Source organism: Lactobacillus kimbladii (assembly GCF_000970755.1).
Classification (GTDB): domain Bacteria; phylum Bacillota; class Bacilli; order Lactobacillales; family Lactobacillaceae; genus Lactobacillus; species Lactobacillus kimbladii.
On sequence record NZ_KQ034007.1, the window covers coordinates 1023884 to 1041183 of the forward strand.

The window sequence follows — 17300 nt, forward strand, 5'->3', positions numbered from 1 at the left end:
TATAAACTTAAGGGCATAGAACCACTTAAATACTGATTTTATGCCCTATCATTAATTTTAAATTTTACAAACAATTTTTAATTCATATAATCTATTTTGAAGCACCAGAAGTAGTATCAGAATCAGTATTAGAAACTTTTATTTTCTTGTTTCTAATAACAGTTAGATTTTCTCTTCCTTCAACTAAAAATGGTGTATCTTTTTGTAACAATAAATCGACCAATAATGGTGGTAATGCTAATTTTGCAGCATTCTCCTGAGTAATTTCTGTTTCAATTTGATTGGACTCACCACTTTTAATTTTGGCAATAAAGTCAGGCTCGATTAGTGACTCACGTCCAATAGCTATGATATCACCATGGTTCAACGCATCTAAAGCGTCATCTGCAGTATGAACCCCTGAAGAAACAATAGTGGTAGCTTTATCACCTATATTATTTTTTAAGATTTGTCCATAACTTTGCTCATAACCCTGTGGCTTAGCATTGTATTTGCTGAATAAAGAGTAATGAATATAGTCAACACCTAAATCTGCGATTCGATTAGCTAAAGTTAAACCATCTTTAAGAGTATAACCCATTGTGTTGCTTAATTTTCCTGTCATTCTGCTTGGCATATTTTCTTCAGGAGTCAATCTATAACCAATTACAAAATCAGGTTTGTCTTTAGCTGCGTCTATGACAGCATGTACAACAGCAAGTGGTAACCGCATTCTATTTTCTAAACTACCACCCCACTTATCCTCTCTATGATTATACAATGGTGAAAAGAACTCATGGAGTAAATACCAATTAGCGCCGTGAATTTCAACACCATCAAAACCGGCTTTTATTACTCGTTTTGTTGCAGAAGCAAAACTTTTTATCAGCGATTCGATATCATCTTCCGTCATCACTTTATCGATGATATTTCCATCTTTTTGTTCCTGTATTTTGCTTGGTACTTGAACGAAACCATATTTTTCAGCTGTACCTGAAGCCTGTTTACCCGCATGATGAAGTTGAACAATTGCTTTATTCCCGTGTTTTTTCATTACTGAAGCTAATTTACTTAGACCGGGTATGAATCTATCATCGTCTAAACCTAATTCGTTATTATAAAAACCATATTTGGAAACATAAGAAGCACCAGTAATCAGTAAACCCTGACAATCTGATCTTTTTCCAAAGTAATTTAAGGCTGTTTCACCTACTGTGCCATCATTTTCACCATAAAGGGACAACATTGGTGACAAAGCAGTTCGTGAAGGAATCGTCACTCGACTTCTTTTAAACGTGTATGGTGTAATTAATCTGGAATATTTGTTTTTCATAATTCTATCCTTTCTTATGATTGTTATCTACTTCACTAACTTATAATATAAGATATTAATTGAAAGAACAACTTTTTTTGATAAATTAATTTAAATTATAAAAAAGGAGAAAGTCTTAATATGTTAGAGCCAAAATAAAACTAAAAGGACTAACTCCGATTGAATATCGAGAGTTAATCCTTAGTAAAAATAATAAAGTATCCTAATTTTAAGGCTCACATCAGAGATTGGTAACTGTCCATAACTTTAATTTAAAAGGCTAACTAATCTAGGAAATCACGTAATTGATTTGACCTACTTGGATGTCTTAATTTCCGTAAAGCTTTAGCTTCAATTTGACGAATACGCTCACGGGTAACTCCAAACACTTTGCCAACTTCCTCAAGTGTTCTAGTTCGACCATCATCAAGTCCAAAACGTAAGCGAAGAACATTTTCTTCTCTGTCTGTTAAGGTATCAAGCACTTCTTCTAACTGCTCTTTCAGCATTTCATAAGAAGCATGTTGTTCAGGACTAGTTGCATCTTTATCCTTAATGAAATCTCCAAGATGAGAATCGTCCTCTTCCCCAATTGGAGTTTCTAAGGATACCGGCTCTTGAGCTATCTTTAAAATGTCACGAACTTTAGAAGTAGGCATGTCCATTTCTGCCCCGATTTCTTCTGGAGTCGGTTCACGACCTAAGTCTTGCAGTAATTGTCTTTGGATTCTGATTAACTTATTAATAGTTTCGACCATGTGAACTGGAATTCTGATAGTTCTAGCTTGGTCAGCGATCGCACGAGTTATTGCCTGCCTGATCCACCAAGTTGCATAAGTTGAAAACTTGAAACCTAGGCTGTAATCAAATTTATCCACGGCCTTCATCAGACCCATATTTCCTTCTTGAATCAAATCAAGAAATGACATACCACGGCCAACATAACGTTTAGCAATAGAAACAACTAAACGTAAGTTGGCTTCTGCCAGCTCCTGTTTGGCTTCTTCATCACCTTTTTCAATCCTTTTTGCCAAAGAAATTTCTTGATCAGCATTCAGTAAGGGTACCCGACCGATTTCTTTCAGATACATTCTGACCGGATCATTCATCCTTACGCTTGAAGGTGCTGACATATCTTTTAATTCCGCTTTTTCAACATCTTTTTGCTTTTTCAAGGCTAACCTCGATGGGTTACCTTTTTCATCAACAATACTGATGCCGTTATCTTCAAATTCCTGAACTAATTGATCGACTGCTTTTCCCTGTAGTTTATAGGGCTTAATCAATTGAGCAACAAATTCCTTTTCCGTAATAGATTTATCTTTTTTAACATCTTTAACAACCTTTTTAACCATCTTGTCTAAAGATAATTTTTCGTTGTTAGCTGCTTGTTCCTTATCTGCCACAATAAGCCCCCCTTTAACCCTGAATTCTTTTTAACTGCAAAATTTTGCGAGTAATATCTAATATTTCGTCTGTGTCAGTTTTGCGTTTTGCGTCTTGTAAATCATTCATTAAATGTTGCAGTTTAATATTAATTTTGCGCATATTTAATGCGTTTATTTGCTCATCAATTTCGCGGTCTGAAAAATCCTGGGGCATGTTTGTCATTTCAGCATTAACTATTATACCTTGAAGTTCGCTGGGAATAAAATCTAAAAAACTATTAACTGTTGGATTTTCTTGATTTTCACTAAAATTTAACCATAATTCCGCTAATCTTTGATATTTTGAATCTGGAAATAAAAATTGATGGGCTAGTAAATATTCTTGAGCATGCTTTGAATGAATAAACAAATATAATAATCGTGTTTGAATAGGATCATTGACTTCCTGCTTTTGAGCCTTATCTATTGGTGGATCTGAATAATTATAGGACTTGCCTTTTTCTTGTTCAGGATAACCTTGGTGTCTCCTTGCTTGATTTTGCTGCCTGCGGTATTTTGTCAAGTTTACTTTAAGTGAATCTTGTGCCACACCTTGTTCCTTGGCGATTTTGTTTAAATATAAATCTTGTTCAACTGGATTAGATAATTGAGCTATTTCCTTCATGGCCTCATCTAAGTATGCTAATTTTTCCCTATCATTTGACAGATTGTATTTCTGCTTTAGCCTTTTAAGGAAAAAATCCGTCGGTGTCAACGCACCTTTGACTTCGTCTTGGTATTTTTCAGCACCATATTTTTTGACATATTCATCAGGATCAAGTTTTTCAGGTAAGACAACAATTCCTAAGTTAAAGCCTCCGACTTGATTAAACATTCTAGTTGCTCGTTCTTCAGCATGTATCCCAGGATCATCACCATCATAATTTATGATAATATTATTAGTAATTCTACGTAACATATATACTTGCTGATCTGTCAAGCTGGTACCCATCGACGCGATACCAGATTTTATTCCAGCTTTATATGCTGCAATTACATCCATATAGCCTTCATACAAAATCAAGTGTTTTTCGCTACGAGCTGCTTTTTTTGCTTCTGCAAAATGGAATAGAGTCTTTGATTTGGTAAATATTTCGGTCTCAGGACTATTAATATATTTAGCTTCTGTTTTGTCTTTTGCAAGTCTTCTACCAGAAAAACCAACGACATAGTCTCCTTCGTTACTAAGCGGAAACATTAATCTTTCCCTAAAACGATCGAATAATTCTCCGTTTTGCGATTGAACAAACAAACCACTTTTTATCAGGTCTTCATCTTTAAAATTTTGTCCCCTAAGATAAGTTAGTAGTAAATTATTTTGTTTAGGAGCATAACCGATCCGGAAATGACTAATTATTTCCGGATTAAGGCCACGTTTTTTAGCGTAATTATACCCTGGCTTTCCTGCATTAGTAGAAATTAATACTCTGTGATAAAAGTCGGCTGCTTCTTCATTTATTTTGATGAGTATATTAGAAAATTTTGGTTTTTGACTGGAATATTCACCAATATCAATATGAGCAAAATCAGCTACTTTTTGAACACTTTCCGGAAAAGTTAAATTTTCCTTATACATTAGAAATGAAAAAACGTTGCCACCTTTACCGCAACCAAAGCACTTAAAAAATTGTTTTCCCTCGCTAACAGTAAATGAAGGCGTTTTTTCTTCATGAAAAGGACAGAGACCGACAAAATCCTTGCCCTTCTTTTCAAGTGAAACATACTGACTTATGACATTGACAATATTGACATTATTACGAACTTTAGCAATTGTTTCTTCAGGTATAAGACCAGCCATCTTTTCACCTACTTTTATTTAATAACTAATTTGCTTAGATCACCGAGCCGTTTTGCAAGTTGTGCTATCCCATTAAGCTGTGCTAAACGGTTATTTTTAATAGCTTCATTCTTATCCATAATCATATTTGTCTCAAAGTAAAGATCAATGACAGGCTGTAGTTTTACAAAGCCATCATAAAGTTTTGAGAGATCATTAACCTTGCTTAAGCTGCTAACTCCATCAGCAAGTTCAGTTTCAGTATTATTTTCAAACATTTCTCGTTTTACAACATTTTGCCCCTTGTACTTAGCTTTTTGCAAAATATTGTTTATTCTGATTAAACTTTCAACAACTGGCTTGAATTTATCATCATCATGATGTAATTGCAAAACTTTTGCTGCAGCCAAAATTTGAATCGGATCCTGTTGACTTGAAGCCAAAACTGCATCTATTATGTCATATTTATAGTTGTTTTTCTGTAAGTACTGCTTAATGCGATCACGAATAAAGGATGAAATTTCCTCCTCTTGCTCAGCTTTTTTAGGTAGTTTAGCAGGGGTCTTATTTTCAAGAGCTGAAACAATTTCCGGTAAAAATTCGTTAAATGGTAATGACCATTTTTGATTTAATAAAATTCGGACAATGCCGTAGGCATAGCGACGAAGTGCGTATGGATCATTTGAAGAACTAGGGATCATACCAGCGGCGAAGAAAGTAATAATAGTATCTAATTTATCAGCAACAGATAATAATGAACCAACCGTTGTTTTAGGTAATTCTCCTTCAGAGGTAGTTGGCATGTAATGCTCTTCAATGGCATCAGCTACATCATCGTTTTCTCCAGCTAATTTGGCATAGTGCCTTCCCATTACTCCTTGAAGTTCAGCAAATTCACCTACCATCTGGGTAACTAAATCAAATTTGTAAAGCTGACTGGCCCGATCAAAATCTTTGACCACTTGATCATTTAGTTGCCATTTGTTAGCCAAGAAGTCACCTATGATCCGAACGCGCTTCATCTTTTCGGACATTGATCCAATTTTATCGTGAAATGAAACATTATCAAGTTTTTGTACAAAATGACTGAGAGGGTATTTACGGTCTTCATCATAAAAGAATTGCGCGTCATCAAGCCGTGCTACTAGCACTTTTTCATTACCTAAAACAACATTTTCTAAGTAATCTTTATTACCGTTACGTACAGCTATGAAATGATTGATTAATTTATCATTTTGATCATAAACTTCAAAGTAACGTTGATTATCCTTCATAGAAGTTATTAAAACTTCTTTAGGCATTTCCAAATACTTTTTGTCAAAAGAGCCGGTGAAAACTGTAGGAAATTCAACCAAATTTGTTACCTCTTCAAGTAAACTTTTATCTGGCTTAATTTGCCAATTATTCTTTTTAACCAATTTGTTCATTTGATCAACTATCATTGTGCGACGTTTTGTTGAGTCAACAATTACAAACTGATCTTTTAAAGCATCTTCATAGTCACTACTGTTAGCTAGTACAACACTGTCACCTAAAAAGCGATGACCTTCAGTTTTTCGGCCAGCTGTGATGTCTAAAATTTTGACTGGTATTACTTCATTACCATAAAGTGAGACCAGCCAATGAATAGGGCGAACAAATTCAAAATCATGAGAATCCCACCGCATCTTGGTTGGAAAAGTCATAGCTTTGACAATGTCGCTCATACCTAAAAGGATATCAGTGGTTTTTTTACCTTCTTTTTGAACATGAACATAAGCATATTCGGTACCTTTTAATTCCTCAAAATAAATATCATCAGTAGTCATTCCTTGACCACGAGCAAATCCTTGAGCTGCTCTAGTCCAATTCTTATCCTGATCCAGTGCAATTTTTTTGGCAGGACCCTTTTTTATTTCGTCAATATCGGCCTGTTTTTCAGAAAGCTGCTCTACTAAAATAGTCAACCTTCGGGGTGTGGAAAATGTTTTAATGCTTTTAAATTTAAGCCCGTTCTCTCTAAGAAACTTGCTGGTCTTTTCAGCTAACTGCTTAACACTCCTTTCAACGACATGGGCTGGCATTTCTTCAGTACCAATTTCAAATAAATAATCTTTAGCCATTTTCTAGTCCTGCCTTCTTATCTTCTGCATTTTTTAACAAAGGAAAACCTCTTTTTTCACGTTCTCTTACAAAACATACAGCTACTTCATGTGCCATGTTTCTAATTCTGGCCAAATATCCTGCTCTTTCAGTAACCGATACGGCTCCACGAGCATCGAGCAAATTGAAAGTATGTGAGCATTTCAAAATATAGTCATAAGCAGGCTGAACTAAATTAAGTCCAATTAATTCCTGGGCCGTTCTTTCATAAACATCAAAAAACTTTAATAGATCTTCCTGGTTTGATTCTTCAAAAGCATATTTAGAATTCTCATACTCAGCTTCTTTAAATATGTCGCGATAAAGAACCCCATCTCCCCATTCGAGGTCAAAAACGGAATTAACATCTTGTATATAAGAAGCCAGTCGTTCAACACCATAAGTTATTTCACTCATTGTTGGCTTAACATCAAGTTCGCCGACGGTTTGAAAGTATGTGAATTGACTTACTTCCATGCCGTCAAGCCAAACTTCCCAACCAACACCAGCGCAGCCCATTGAAGGATTTTCCCAGTTGTCTTCGACAAAGCGAATATCATGTTCCAAAGGATTAATACCAAGTTCCTTCAAACTATCGAGATAATATTGCTGAATATTTTCTGGTGCCGGCTTAATTACTACTTGAAATTGATGATGTTGAAACAAACGATTAGGATTTTCACCATATCTCCCGTCAGCTGGACGTCTTGAGGGCTCAACATAACAAGCTGCCCAGGGCTCCGGACCAACAGCTCGCAAAAAAGTATAAGGACTCATAGTTCCTGCGCCCTTTTCAACATCATAAGAAGGCATTACCATGCATCCCTTTGAGGACCAAAACTTTTCTAATTTAAAAATCATATCTTGAATAGTTAATTTTTTCTTTGCCATTTATATTTCCTTCCTGCATAAGACCATAAAAAAAGCCTATGCAAAACATGCATAGGGACGAGATTTAGTCGCGGTTCCACCCTAATTCAGGAAATAGTTCCTGCTCTTAATTAATTTAGCTAGAGGTGCCTTTTCCCAGGTGCTCTTTCACCCTCAACACTCGCTTAACTGGTACTTTTTTATCCTCATTATAGCCAATACATATTATTATTTTATCATAAAAAGTATTCAATCAGAAGGGCTAGTCAGTTAATTTCAATTCATCCAAAAACTTTTTAGTTTTGAGATTGAGATCAATGGTTTCCTGATAAATACGATCAATAGCTCTGCGTGTCGCTTTTTTGGTAGCAGAATTAATTTTAATATCACCTAATCTGTTAAAAGGAAGTAAAAAGATAGTTCTCAAAACAGCTGTTTCCTTTGGTTTTAAATGCAAACGAGATGGATCAGCATAAAAATGCTTACTACACAAAATACCACCTTTTCTGATTGAATAGTCAAACTCTCCCTGCTTTTCTCCACAGATCACACAGCTTCTCAGCTCTGGCTCTACTCCGTAAGCTGCTAGCAATTGCATTTGTACTATCTGAGTTATCATTTCAGGATCAGTACCTGAATTAATCTTTTGTAAAGCAAAATTTGCCAAATTGTAATACTTACCAAGGTTTTGGTATTCAATAAATGCATGATCTATCAAATCAAGAACAAAAGAAGCGTAAGCGTTTTTAATTAAATCGTCATATATTCCATCAAATTGCTTTACATTTTTGAATGTCCTCAAAGTACTCAAACCATGTCCAGAAGAATAAATGACATAAGTTCCATAAGAAAAATTAAGCAATGATGCACCTAATTTAGACTTTGCTTTTAGTGCACCACGAGCAAGCAATGTGATTATGCCATTTTTTTCTGTCATTATTTTGGCCAGTAAATCAGCCTCATGATACTTTTGCCTTTTAAAAACTATGCCATTAACTTCCTCGAGCTCACGAACCATTTAGGCCAGATCCTTTGGGTTATAACCTATTTTTCTTAAAAATTGCGGGTCAGAACGCCAATTGTGCTGGACTTTTACCCAAAGATGCAAATTAACTTTTTCACCTAGCAAATCCTCAACTTGGCGTCTGGAATTGATCCCAATTTGCTTGAGCATCTTACCGCCTTTGCCAATAATAATGCCTTTTTGCCCATTTTTTTCAACATAAATTGTAGCTTCAATCTGCAACTTATTGTTTTCATGCTTATTCATTTGTTCCACCCAAACAGCGGCAGCATGTGGCACTTCTTCAGAGGTAAACTTTAAAATCTGTTCACGAATTAATTCTGCAACCATAAAATATTCTGGTCGATCAGTAATTTGATCTGTGCCATAATACTTAGGCCCTTCAGGCAAATACTGGTGTAAAACCTGAATTAAATCACTAATTCCAATTCCCTGGGTCGCCGAGACTGGTAAAAACTCCTTAAAAATGTTGAGTTTACGATATTGATCAATTATTGGTAAAAGTTCGTTGGGATTAACTGTATCTACCTTATTGATTAAAAGTAAAACTGGAACAGTCGCTTTTTGCAATAACTCTGCTATATAAGCATCACCCTTGCCCATTTTTTCTGGTTCAACCATAAACAAAATAAGATCAACATCGTTCAAGCTAGACAAGCTCGCTTTATCCATGTAATCATCTAAATCTAGGTGTGGCTTAAATATGCCGGGAGTATCAATAAAAATCGCCTGCATATCATCAGTTGTTAAAATTCCAGAAATTTTATTACGGGTAGTTTGCGGTTTGTTAGAAGTAACAGCTACCTTTTGACCCACTAAAAAATTCATAAGGGTCGACTTACCAACATTTGGTCTTCCTAGTAAAGCAACAAAGCCAGACTGATTTTTCTTCTCTTCTACCATTATTTACCTCTGCCTTCATCTAACTGATCGGGATACAATGGCAAGCCATATTCTTCCAATATCTTTCCTTGTATTTTAAACATGGTTTTTGCTTCGCTTGGTTCAATATGATCATATCCGCTAAGATGCAAAAAGCCATGGACTAGAGTATAGCCAAATTCGCGGTCCCAACCGGTACTATATTCCTTACTGTGTCGCATAATAACGCTGGGACACATAAATAAGTCACCAATATCTTCAATGAATTCAGGATCATCAAATGTGCTAAAATCAATTTGATCATCTCCATCTTCAATAGCAAAAGAGATTACATCAGTTGGTCTATCTTTACCGCGATATTTTTTATTAATTTCGTTACTGCGTTTTTCATTAATAAAGTTAATACTCATTTCCAAGTTGTTTGTTTTATTTATCTCATTTTTAGCAAGCAAGAGAAGTTGCAGAATCCATTTTTGCCAATCACGTCTTTTATCGTCCAGAAAACCAACTTCATCATTAAAAGTAATATCTATTGAATCCATTAAAACTTTTTTTCTTCCTTTTCATAGGCGTTAATAATTTTAGCAACTACAGGATGACGGACAACATCGTTAGCTGAAAACCAAATAAATTTTATTTGCTCAATTTTTTTCAAAATACGTTCAGCATCTATCAGCCCACTCCGTTGCTTACCAGGAAGATCAACTTGTGTCATGTCACCATTGACGATCATTTTCGAATTAAAGCCTAGCCTGGTTAAAAACATTTTCATCTGAGCGTCAGTAGTATTTTGTGCTTCATCAAGGATAACAAACGCATCATCCAGTGTACGTCCACGCATGTACGCTAATGGAGCGACCTCAATAACTCCACGTTCCATTAAATGATCGGTAGTATTGGTGCCTAAAATTGCATAAAGCGAATCATAAATGGGCCTTAAGTAAGGATCAACTTTTTCTTTTAGATCACCAGGTAAAAATCCTAGCGACTCCCCTGCTTCAACTGCAGGCCTAGTCAAAATAATCCTTGAAACTTCGCCCTTTTTAAAAGCAGCAACAGCACAAACAACAGCAATAAATGTCTTACCGGTACCGGCAGGACCGATCCCAAATACAACATCATTTTTTTCAATGGCTTCGACATATTTTTTCTGTCCCATGTTTTTGACTCTAATCGGCTTGCCTTTAGCATCCCGAATTAAAATCTTTTTATATAGATCAGGAAAATATTCTGTTGTTCCTTTATCTGCCATTTTCATCGCGCTGACAACGTCAGCTGGACCAATATTAATATTGGCATTAATAACGTTGTCTAAAGCTTTCAGGACAGCTGCAACTTTTTTAATGTCATTGTCATTACCTTGAATAGCTATACTATTGCCAGTATCAACTACACTAGCATTATACCCGGTAGATAAAAGGCTTAAATTGTTATCATTAATACCAACTAATTTTTGGATATTCTCAGGATTTTTAGGAATAAAATTGGTTTGGGCCAAATAACTCTGCTCCTTTTCTTGTGCTTATTTCAGCTGTTTACGCACCACATCAGAAGCTGCTTTACCATCAGCTTTACCTTTGATTTTAGGCATTAAAATTTTCATTACTTTACCAAAATCTGATTTACCTTGAGCATTAGCTTCTGCAATTGCCGATGAAACTGCTTGGTTTAGTTCCTCTTGCGTCATTTGCTTAGGCAGATAACTTTCAACAATAGCTAATTCCTGTTTGGTTTCATCTGCCAAGTCTTTACGATTAGCTTTGGTAAATTCCTCAATTGATTCTTCACGCTGCTTTTTTTCTCGGCTAAGGACCGTCAGTTCTTCTTCAGCGGTTAAATCGTGACCAGCTTTAATTTTTTCATTCATCAGTGCGGATTTAATCATGCGCACGGTGTTCAGTCTAACTTTGTCACGCGCTTTCATCGCTTCTTTCATATCTGACATTATTTGCTCAGATAAACTCAAATGAACTCCCTCTTTCTTCACAAAATCTAGGTAAATTATAACAAATTTACACCCTAGTTTAAATTAAATAAAACATTAAACTTTAATTCTTGTTAATAAAAAACGACTTCTATCTGCTTGATAAAAGTCGTTTTTAGATTAATAATGTCTGCGTTTCCGAGCAGCTTCGGATTTCAATTTCCTACGAACGCTAGGTTTCTCATAAAACTCGCGCTTGCGGTATTCTTGTAAAGTACCACTTCTAGAAACGGAACGTTTAAAACGACGAAGAGCATCATCAATAGACTCGTTTTCGTGAACGACTGTCTTGGCCATATGTGATCCCTCCTTCCATTTCTTGACGTTACCGTCATACATTTAACTAAATTATATCAAACATCACCGGCGGGTCAATACAAACGAACAATATTTTTCAAATTTTTCACAGGAAAAACTTAATCTGTTAATGATTTTGGTTAAATTGTATAATTAGAGAAAAAAAGGAGTAAATAATGGCTGAAGAAACACCCAAAAAAGAAGTTAACATGATAATAATTTCAGATTCTGCTGGTGATACTGCTTTTAACAATGCTGTTGCCGCAGCTGCCCAGTTTCCTGATGCACAGATTAATTACAGGAGATATCCATTCATAATTAATAAGGAGAAATTAGAAGATACTTTTGAAGAAATAGTTCAATATCCAAATTTACTGCTTATTTATAGTTTGGTAAAAGATGAAATGCAGATTCCAGTTATTCGTTTTGTTAGAGAGCATCAAATACAAAGCGTTGATATTTTATCTCCTGCGATCGAATCGATTCAAAAATTAACTGGTCTTAAGCCACAACAAAAAATAGGTGCTCAGCATAAAATGAATCAAAAATACTTTGATCGCATTTCAGCTATGGAGTTTGCGGTTATGTATGATGACGGTAAAGATCCCAAGGGCTTTTTAGAAGCCGACGTTGTTCTTTTAGGAGTCTCAAGAACTTCCAAAACCCCCTTGTCACTTTTTTTAGCAAACAAAAATTTAAAAGTGGCTAATTTACCTCTGGTACCCGATACCCATATTCCTAAAGAAATATATCAAATTGATCCTAAAAAAATCATTGGCCTGACAAATGACATCTCGGTCTTAAATGAAATCAGACGTGAAAGAATGATTTCTTATGGTCTAAATCCCGATACATCCTATTCCAATGTTGATGCGATTAAAAAAGAATTGGATTCTGCCCAAAAACTTTATGATCAGCTTGGATGTTTTGTCATAAATGTTGCTCACCGCTCGATTGAGGAAACAGCAGCAATTATTATGAATCACTTAGGAGTTCAAAAATAAAAGCAAAAAAGGGCATCTAGTTAAGCTATTTATGTTTAAATAAAAATTAAAGAGGTGTAAAAAATGAGCAAAAATGAGCAAATGGCTAATTTGGATACAGCAATATTTGCTGGGGGTTGTTTCTGGTGTATGGTAAGCCCCTTTGATTCTTTGCCTGGAATTAAAAAAGTAATTTCGGGTTATACCGGTGGACATGTGCCGAACCCAACCTATGAACAAGTATGCACGGGAATGACGGGTCATACTGAGGCAGTAGAAATCACGTATGATCCAAAAATTATGCCTTATGAAAAATTAATAGAATATTATTGGCAAGTAACTGATCCGACTGACGCATCCGGACAATTCCAGGATCGCGGTGATAATTATCGCCCAGTTATCTTTTATAATTCTTCTGCGCAAAAAGAAGCTGCTGAAAAGTCAAAAATAGCTCTCCAAAATAGTGGCAGGTTTGATGATCCAATAGTAACAAAAATTGAACCAGCTAAGCCATTTTATCCTGCTGAAGATTATCATCAGGATTTTTACAAAAAAAATCCACTACGTTATAGTCTTGAAGAATCTGGTGGCAGAGAAGAATTCATCAAAAAACATTGGCAAAAGTAATCAAAAATAGATTAAAAACTCTTTAAATTTCACGAAAATGTGTTAGTATACTTAAGAAAAATACTAGTTTTTATTTTTATATAGAAACTAGTATTTATTATTTTAATTAGCATTTTTCATAAAGGAATAATTGAACAATGGACCAGCTTGACGCATTCAACCGACGGTATAATCTACTCTCTAAAATCTCTGCCTCATTTTTCTATTCGCTAGCCGTAGCTGTGGCTCTAAATTTCTTTTGGACTCCAGGACACATGTATTCCTCAGGAATAACTGGTTTTGCCCAATTAATTAATACCATGAGTGAGCGGTTTTTACCCGTTACCCTATCAACTTCTGCTCTGTATTTTGTATTGAACTTGCCTCTGCTTTTACTTGCCTGGATAAAGATCGGACATAAATTTACTTTTTTTACAATCATCACTGTTATACTTGGATCAATTATAATGCGGCTAGTTCAACCCCTAAACATGCATATTGATCCACTTGTCTGTGCAATTTTTGGTGGCATGATTAATGGCCTTGGTACAGGTTTTGCGCTTAAAAACGGTATATCTACAGGTGGACTTGATATTATAGGTATTGTCATTCAAAGAAAAACCGGGACGAGCTACGGTAAAATCAGTATTTTAATAAATTTAATAATTATAGCTGCTGCTGGATTTGCTTTCGGTTGGACGCGAGCTTTGTATTCAGCTTTAACCATCTTTATTAACGGCCGCGTAATCGATGCCGTTTATACTCAGCACCAGAAACTGCAGGTAACCATTGTGACAGAGCAGCCTCACGCTATTATTGATGGCATTCAGGAAAAAATGCATCGTGGCATTACGATTTTCCATGATGTAGAAGGAGCATACAGTCATAATGAGAAAAAAGTATTAATCACTGTGATTGACCGCTATGATATGTATGACATATTACATATTGTCAAAAAAAGCGACCCCTACGCTTTTATGAGTGTAACAGAAGTAGAACGGGTTTACGGCAGTTTTAAGGAACAAGAAATAGTTTAATAGTACTCAAAAAGAACATGACTAATAATTGCCATATTCTTTTTTACATAATTTAGATTATTTAAAGAGCTTTTTATATTCTCCGTAACCTTTTTGTTCTAATTGCTCATAAGGGATGAAAGCTAAAGCTGAAGAATTGATACAATATCTCAAGCCACCTTTATCAGACGGCCCATCGTCAAATACATGTCCTAAATGCGAATCTGCGTCTGGACTCTTAACTTCTGTTCTTTCCATATTATGAGACTGATCACGGTGGTAGACTAATTTTTTAATTGGTCGGGTAAAACTAGGCCAGCCACAACCCGCATCATATTTGTCTTCACTCGAAAATAGTGGTTCACCTGATACAATATCAACATAAATTCCTTTTTGATAAAAATCATCGTATTTGCCTTTGAATGGGTAATCAGTTGCAGCTTGCTGAGTCACTTGGTACTGATCGGGAGTTAACTGCTTTAATCTCTTATTTTTCTCATTTTGATCCATAAATCACACACTCCTTACGTGTATACACACCCAATATAACAAAAATAACTAGCATACACTAACTATAAACTCACTAAAATAATACTTTTTCTTAATTTTATTTAAGTTCATGCTGGGTTATAATATGGTTTCAAGAAAAATAGGAAGGATCTTATTGTGTTATGCCACATTTAGCAAAAAACTTATCTGCAAAAATAAATTCTAGAATTAGAAACTTACCTAATTCTGAAATCAGATCTTTTAGTCAAAAAATTTCTCAAATTCCTGGGATAATAAAATTAACCATTGGTGAGCCTGATTTAAATACTCCTGAACATATAAAACGAGCGGCCATTAATGATATTGATAGCAATGACTCCCATTATGCGCCAGAAGCTGGTAAAGAAAAATACTTAAATTCCGTCAGCAAATATTTAAAAAAGAGTTTGGGTGTAAGCTACGATCCTAAAAGTGAAATTTGCGCTATTGTAGGTGTCTCAGAAGGACTGAACATTGCTGCCATGGCCTTGCTAAATCCGGGAGAAAAAATTATTGTCCCTACTCCGGTTTGGGAAGTTTATTTTGGTATTATAAAAATGGCGGGTGGTATACCTGTACAAGTTGATACTTCTGCTGATAATTTTCTTTTAACAGCCAAAAAGCTGACTGAAACGCTTGAAAATGAAGGCAAAGGTGCAAAAGCCGTTATTATTACTGACCCGTCTAACCCAACAGGTCGAGTATACTCAGAGCAAAACTTGCAAAAGTTAGCAGACGTTATCACTAAATACGATATATTTGCTGTCAGTGATGAAATTTATGCAGAATTAATTTACGGTGATAGGAAACATTATTCTCTGACACAGATTATTCCGGAAAGAACTGTTTTGTTATCGGGGCTGTCGAAAAGCGTCGCAATGACTGGTTGGAGAATTGGTTATATAGCGGGACCTGCCGAGCTAATGAAATCAATGATCAAAATACATTCATTTTTGATTTCTTCTGTAACTGATAATGTTCAGATTGCGGCGTCAGAGGCATTAGATCATGGCGATCAAGACTATATTGATGCTAGAGAAAAATACCAAAAGCGTTTACATCTTCTTGAAGATGGTCTAAAAAAGAATGGCTATACTATGGCTACACCAGAAGGAGCTTTTTATATTTTTGCTAAAATACCAACTAAATTTGGCTGTGACGATGTCGCCTTTGCCAAAGATTTAGCTGAAAAAGCCAAAGTTGGGGTAACTCCTGGCAGCTTTTTTGGTGCAGGTGGTCATGGGTATGTTCGCTTTTCATATGCATCTTCTGAAGAGAAGCTCAAAGAGGCTATTAAGCGCATAACTGATTACACTAATAATAACTAAAAAGCTAATTTCTTGGGGTTTTCAACTTTAGTAGTTTAAAATTTAAAGAGTAGTCGTTTATATTTATAACAAGAGAAAGGGTTAAGATTATGCAAGTAACAATGAAGAATGAACCTCTGTCAACCAATGGTGAACCACCAAAGGTGGGCGAACAATTACCAGACTTTAAAGTAAAACAGGCAGACGGTTCTGTTGTTTCAGTAACAGAATTAGTTGACAAGCCAACTTTAATCAGTGTGGTACCTAATATTAATACCAGCGTCTGCAGTATTTCTACTAAAAAGTTTAACGGTGAAGTTGATAAGTTTGACGGTATCAATTTCTATACTATTTCTACCAATACTCCAGAAGAACAAAAAAACTGGTGTGCAGCTGAAGGCGTTTCTAAAATGAAGCTTTTGTCAGATGATTCTTTTGATTTTGGTAAAAGTATGGGTCTATTTATTGAAGCTAATAACTTAGATTCCAGAAGTGTTTGGATCGTTGATGCAGATAAAAAAGTTTTGTACCAAGAACTCATTCAGGAATTAACTAACGAGCCCAATTACGATAAGGCTTTAGATTTTTTACAAAATTTAAAATAAACTAGTTAAAAGCGGTTAAGGAAATCATTTCCTTAGCCGCTTTTTTTACTTTAAAAAACAGGTTTATCAAGCACAGTCCATTTATTAAAAGTTTGATCTGCTAAATCAAATTTGTCTGGGTTTAATAAAAATTCCTTGGCTTTAACTACTAAAGGCGAAGAGTTTGCAATACTTATTTTTGCTAATGGTATCGTGACTGCTCCTAATGAGTCTTGACCAGTAAATTGTTTAACTTCTCCTTGAACTTTACCAATAGTTTTCTTTATTTCATAAAAAACACAAATATGTTGATTCAAATGCCATTGTTTGTAATCCCAAGGGTATTTAAATGAAGTAACACCAATTTGCCTGTAATCTTGAACTATTAAGCCTGTTTCTTCATTTACTTCACGCTTAACTGTATGGTTTAATGATTCCCCGTCTTCTAAACTACCTCCTGGTAAGTCGAAGCGATTAATATAGGGACCACCATGCTTTTTAATTACTACTAACGTTTTTTGATCACCAATAATACCATAACAGCCAAAGGCTCGATGAAATTGATTAGTCACAAGATCTCCTCCTAATATCAAAATGAGAATG

Annotated in this window: 18 protein-coding genes; 5 read left to right on the top strand and 13 right to left on the bottom strand. The window is 35.3% G+C overall.

From position 1 onward, the window contains the following. Window positions 1-91: 91 nt before the first annotated feature. The 11 genes from JF75_RS05205 to rpsU all read right to left on the bottom strand — a co-directional run bounded on the left by JF75_RS05205 (window position 92) and on the right by rpsU (window position 11673). The gene (locus tag JF75_RS05205; RefSeq protein ID WP_052726874.1) at window positions 92-1312 is read right to left on the bottom strand and encodes an oxidoreductase; all 1221 of its coding nucleotides are present in this window, start codon (window positions 1310-1312) and stop codon (window positions 92-94) included. 263 nt (window positions 1313-1575) lie between these two features. After that, window positions 1576-2697: an RNA polymerase sigma factor RpoD gene (gene rpoD, locus JF75_RS05210; RefSeq protein ID WP_045928115.1), complete on the bottom strand. Its 1122-nt coding sequence runs from the start codon at window positions 2695-2697 to the stop codon at window positions 1576-1578. Between the two features lie 13 nt (window positions 2698-2710). Continuing rightward, window positions 2711-4516, bottom strand: coding sequence for a DNA primase (gene dnaG / locus JF75_RS05215; RefSeq protein ID WP_046332147.1), 1806 nt, complete (start codon window positions 4514-4516; stop codon window positions 2711-2713). Window positions 4517-4530: 14 nt separating this feature from the next. After that, window positions 4531-6597, bottom strand: coding sequence for a glycine--tRNA ligase subunit beta (gene glyS / locus JF75_RS05220; protein ID WP_046332148.1), 2067 nt, complete (start codon window positions 6595-6597; stop codon window positions 4531-4533). After that, on the bottom strand, window positions 6590-7507 hold the full coding sequence (gene glyQ / locus JF75_RS05225) for a glycine--tRNA ligase subunit alpha (RefSeq protein WP_046332149.1): 918 nt from the start codon (window positions 7505-7507) through the stop codon (window positions 6590-6592). The genes glyS and glyQ overlap by 8 nt, the downstream gene beginning before the upstream one ends. Before the next feature lie 241 nt (window positions 7508-7748). Beyond that, a complete protein-coding gene (gene recO, locus JF75_RS05230) occupies window positions 7749-8504 on the bottom strand; it encodes a DNA repair protein RecO (RefSeq protein WP_046332150.1) in 756 nt (251 codons plus the stop codon). After that, window positions 8505-9413: a GTPase Era gene (gene era / locus JF75_RS05235; protein ID WP_046332151.1), complete on the bottom strand. Its 909-nt coding sequence runs from the start codon at window positions 9411-9413 to the stop codon at window positions 8505-8507. Next, entirely contained in the window at window positions 9413-9934 is a 522-nt protein-coding gene (gene ybeY, locus JF75_RS05240) for an rRNA maturation RNase YbeY (protein ID WP_046332152.1), read from the bottom strand. The genes era and ybeY overlap by 1 nt, the downstream gene beginning before the upstream one ends. After that, entirely contained in the window at window positions 9934-10890 is a 957-nt protein-coding gene (locus JF75_RS05245; RefSeq protein ID WP_046332153.1) for a PhoH family protein, read from the bottom strand. Before JF75_RS05245 ends, ybeY begins: the two co-directional genes overlap by 1 nt. A 24-nt stretch (window positions 10891-10914) precedes the next feature. After that, complete coding sequence (locus tag JF75_RS05250) at window positions 10915-11358, bottom strand: GatB/YqeY domain-containing protein (RefSeq protein ID WP_046332154.1); 444 nt, start codon at window positions 11356-11358, stop codon at window positions 10915-10917. A gap of 138 nt (window positions 11359-11496) precedes the next feature. Continuing rightward, window positions 11497-11673, bottom strand: a complete 177-nt coding sequence (gene rpsU, locus JF75_RS05255) for a 30S ribosomal protein S21 (RefSeq protein WP_009560161.1) — start codon at window positions 11671-11673, stop codon at window positions 11497-11499. 176 nt (window positions 11674-11849) lie between these two features. On the opposite strand from rpsU, the gene JF75_RS05260 reads away from it, so the two are divergent. The 3 genes from JF75_RS05260 to JF75_RS05270 all read left to right on the top strand — a co-directional run bounded on the left by JF75_RS05260 (window position 11850) and on the right by JF75_RS05270 (window position 14299). Next, window positions 11850-12677, top strand: a complete 828-nt coding sequence (locus JF75_RS05260; RefSeq protein ID WP_046332155.1) for a pyruvate, water dikinase regulatory protein — start codon at window positions 11850-11852, stop codon at window positions 12675-12677. Window positions 12678-12740: 63 nt separating this feature from the next. Further along, window positions 12741-13283 (top strand): peptide-methionine (S)-S-oxide reductase MsrA, encoded by a 543-nt coding sequence (gene msrA, locus JF75_RS05265; RefSeq protein WP_046332156.1) that lies wholly within the window; start codon window positions 12741-12743, stop codon window positions 13281-13283. A gap of 137 nt (window positions 13284-13420) precedes the next feature. Further along, window positions 13421-14299: a YitT family protein gene (locus JF75_RS05270; RefSeq protein WP_046332157.1), complete on the top strand. Its 879-nt coding sequence runs from the start codon at window positions 13421-13423 to the stop codon at window positions 14297-14299. 57 nt (window positions 14300-14356) lie between these two features. On the opposite strand, the gene msrB is transcribed toward JF75_RS05270, so the two are convergent. Then, entirely contained in the window at window positions 14357-14788 is a 432-nt protein-coding gene (msrB, locus tag JF75_RS05275) for a peptide-methionine (R)-S-oxide reductase MsrB (protein WP_046332158.1), read from the bottom strand. A 161-nt stretch (window positions 14789-14949) separates the two neighbouring features. Between msrB and JF75_RS05280 the strand changes: the two genes are divergently transcribed. Beyond that, window positions 14950-16134, top strand: coding sequence for a pyridoxal phosphate-dependent aminotransferase (locus JF75_RS05280; protein ID WP_046332159.1), 1185 nt, complete (start codon window positions 14950-14952; stop codon window positions 16132-16134). Window positions 16135-16223: 89 nt separating this feature from the next. Continuing rightward, complete coding sequence (gene tpx / locus JF75_RS05285) at window positions 16224-16718, top strand: thiol peroxidase (protein ID WP_046332160.1); 495 nt, start codon at window positions 16224-16226, stop codon at window positions 16716-16718. Window positions 16719-16768: 50 nt separating this feature from the next. Here the strand turns inward: tpx and JF75_RS05290 are convergent, their stop codons facing one another. Next, on the bottom strand, window positions 16769-17269 hold the full coding sequence (locus JF75_RS05290) for an NUDIX hydrolase (RefSeq protein WP_046332161.1): 501 nt from the start codon (window positions 17267-17269) through the stop codon (window positions 16769-16771). Window positions 17270-17300: the final 31 nt, after the last annotated feature.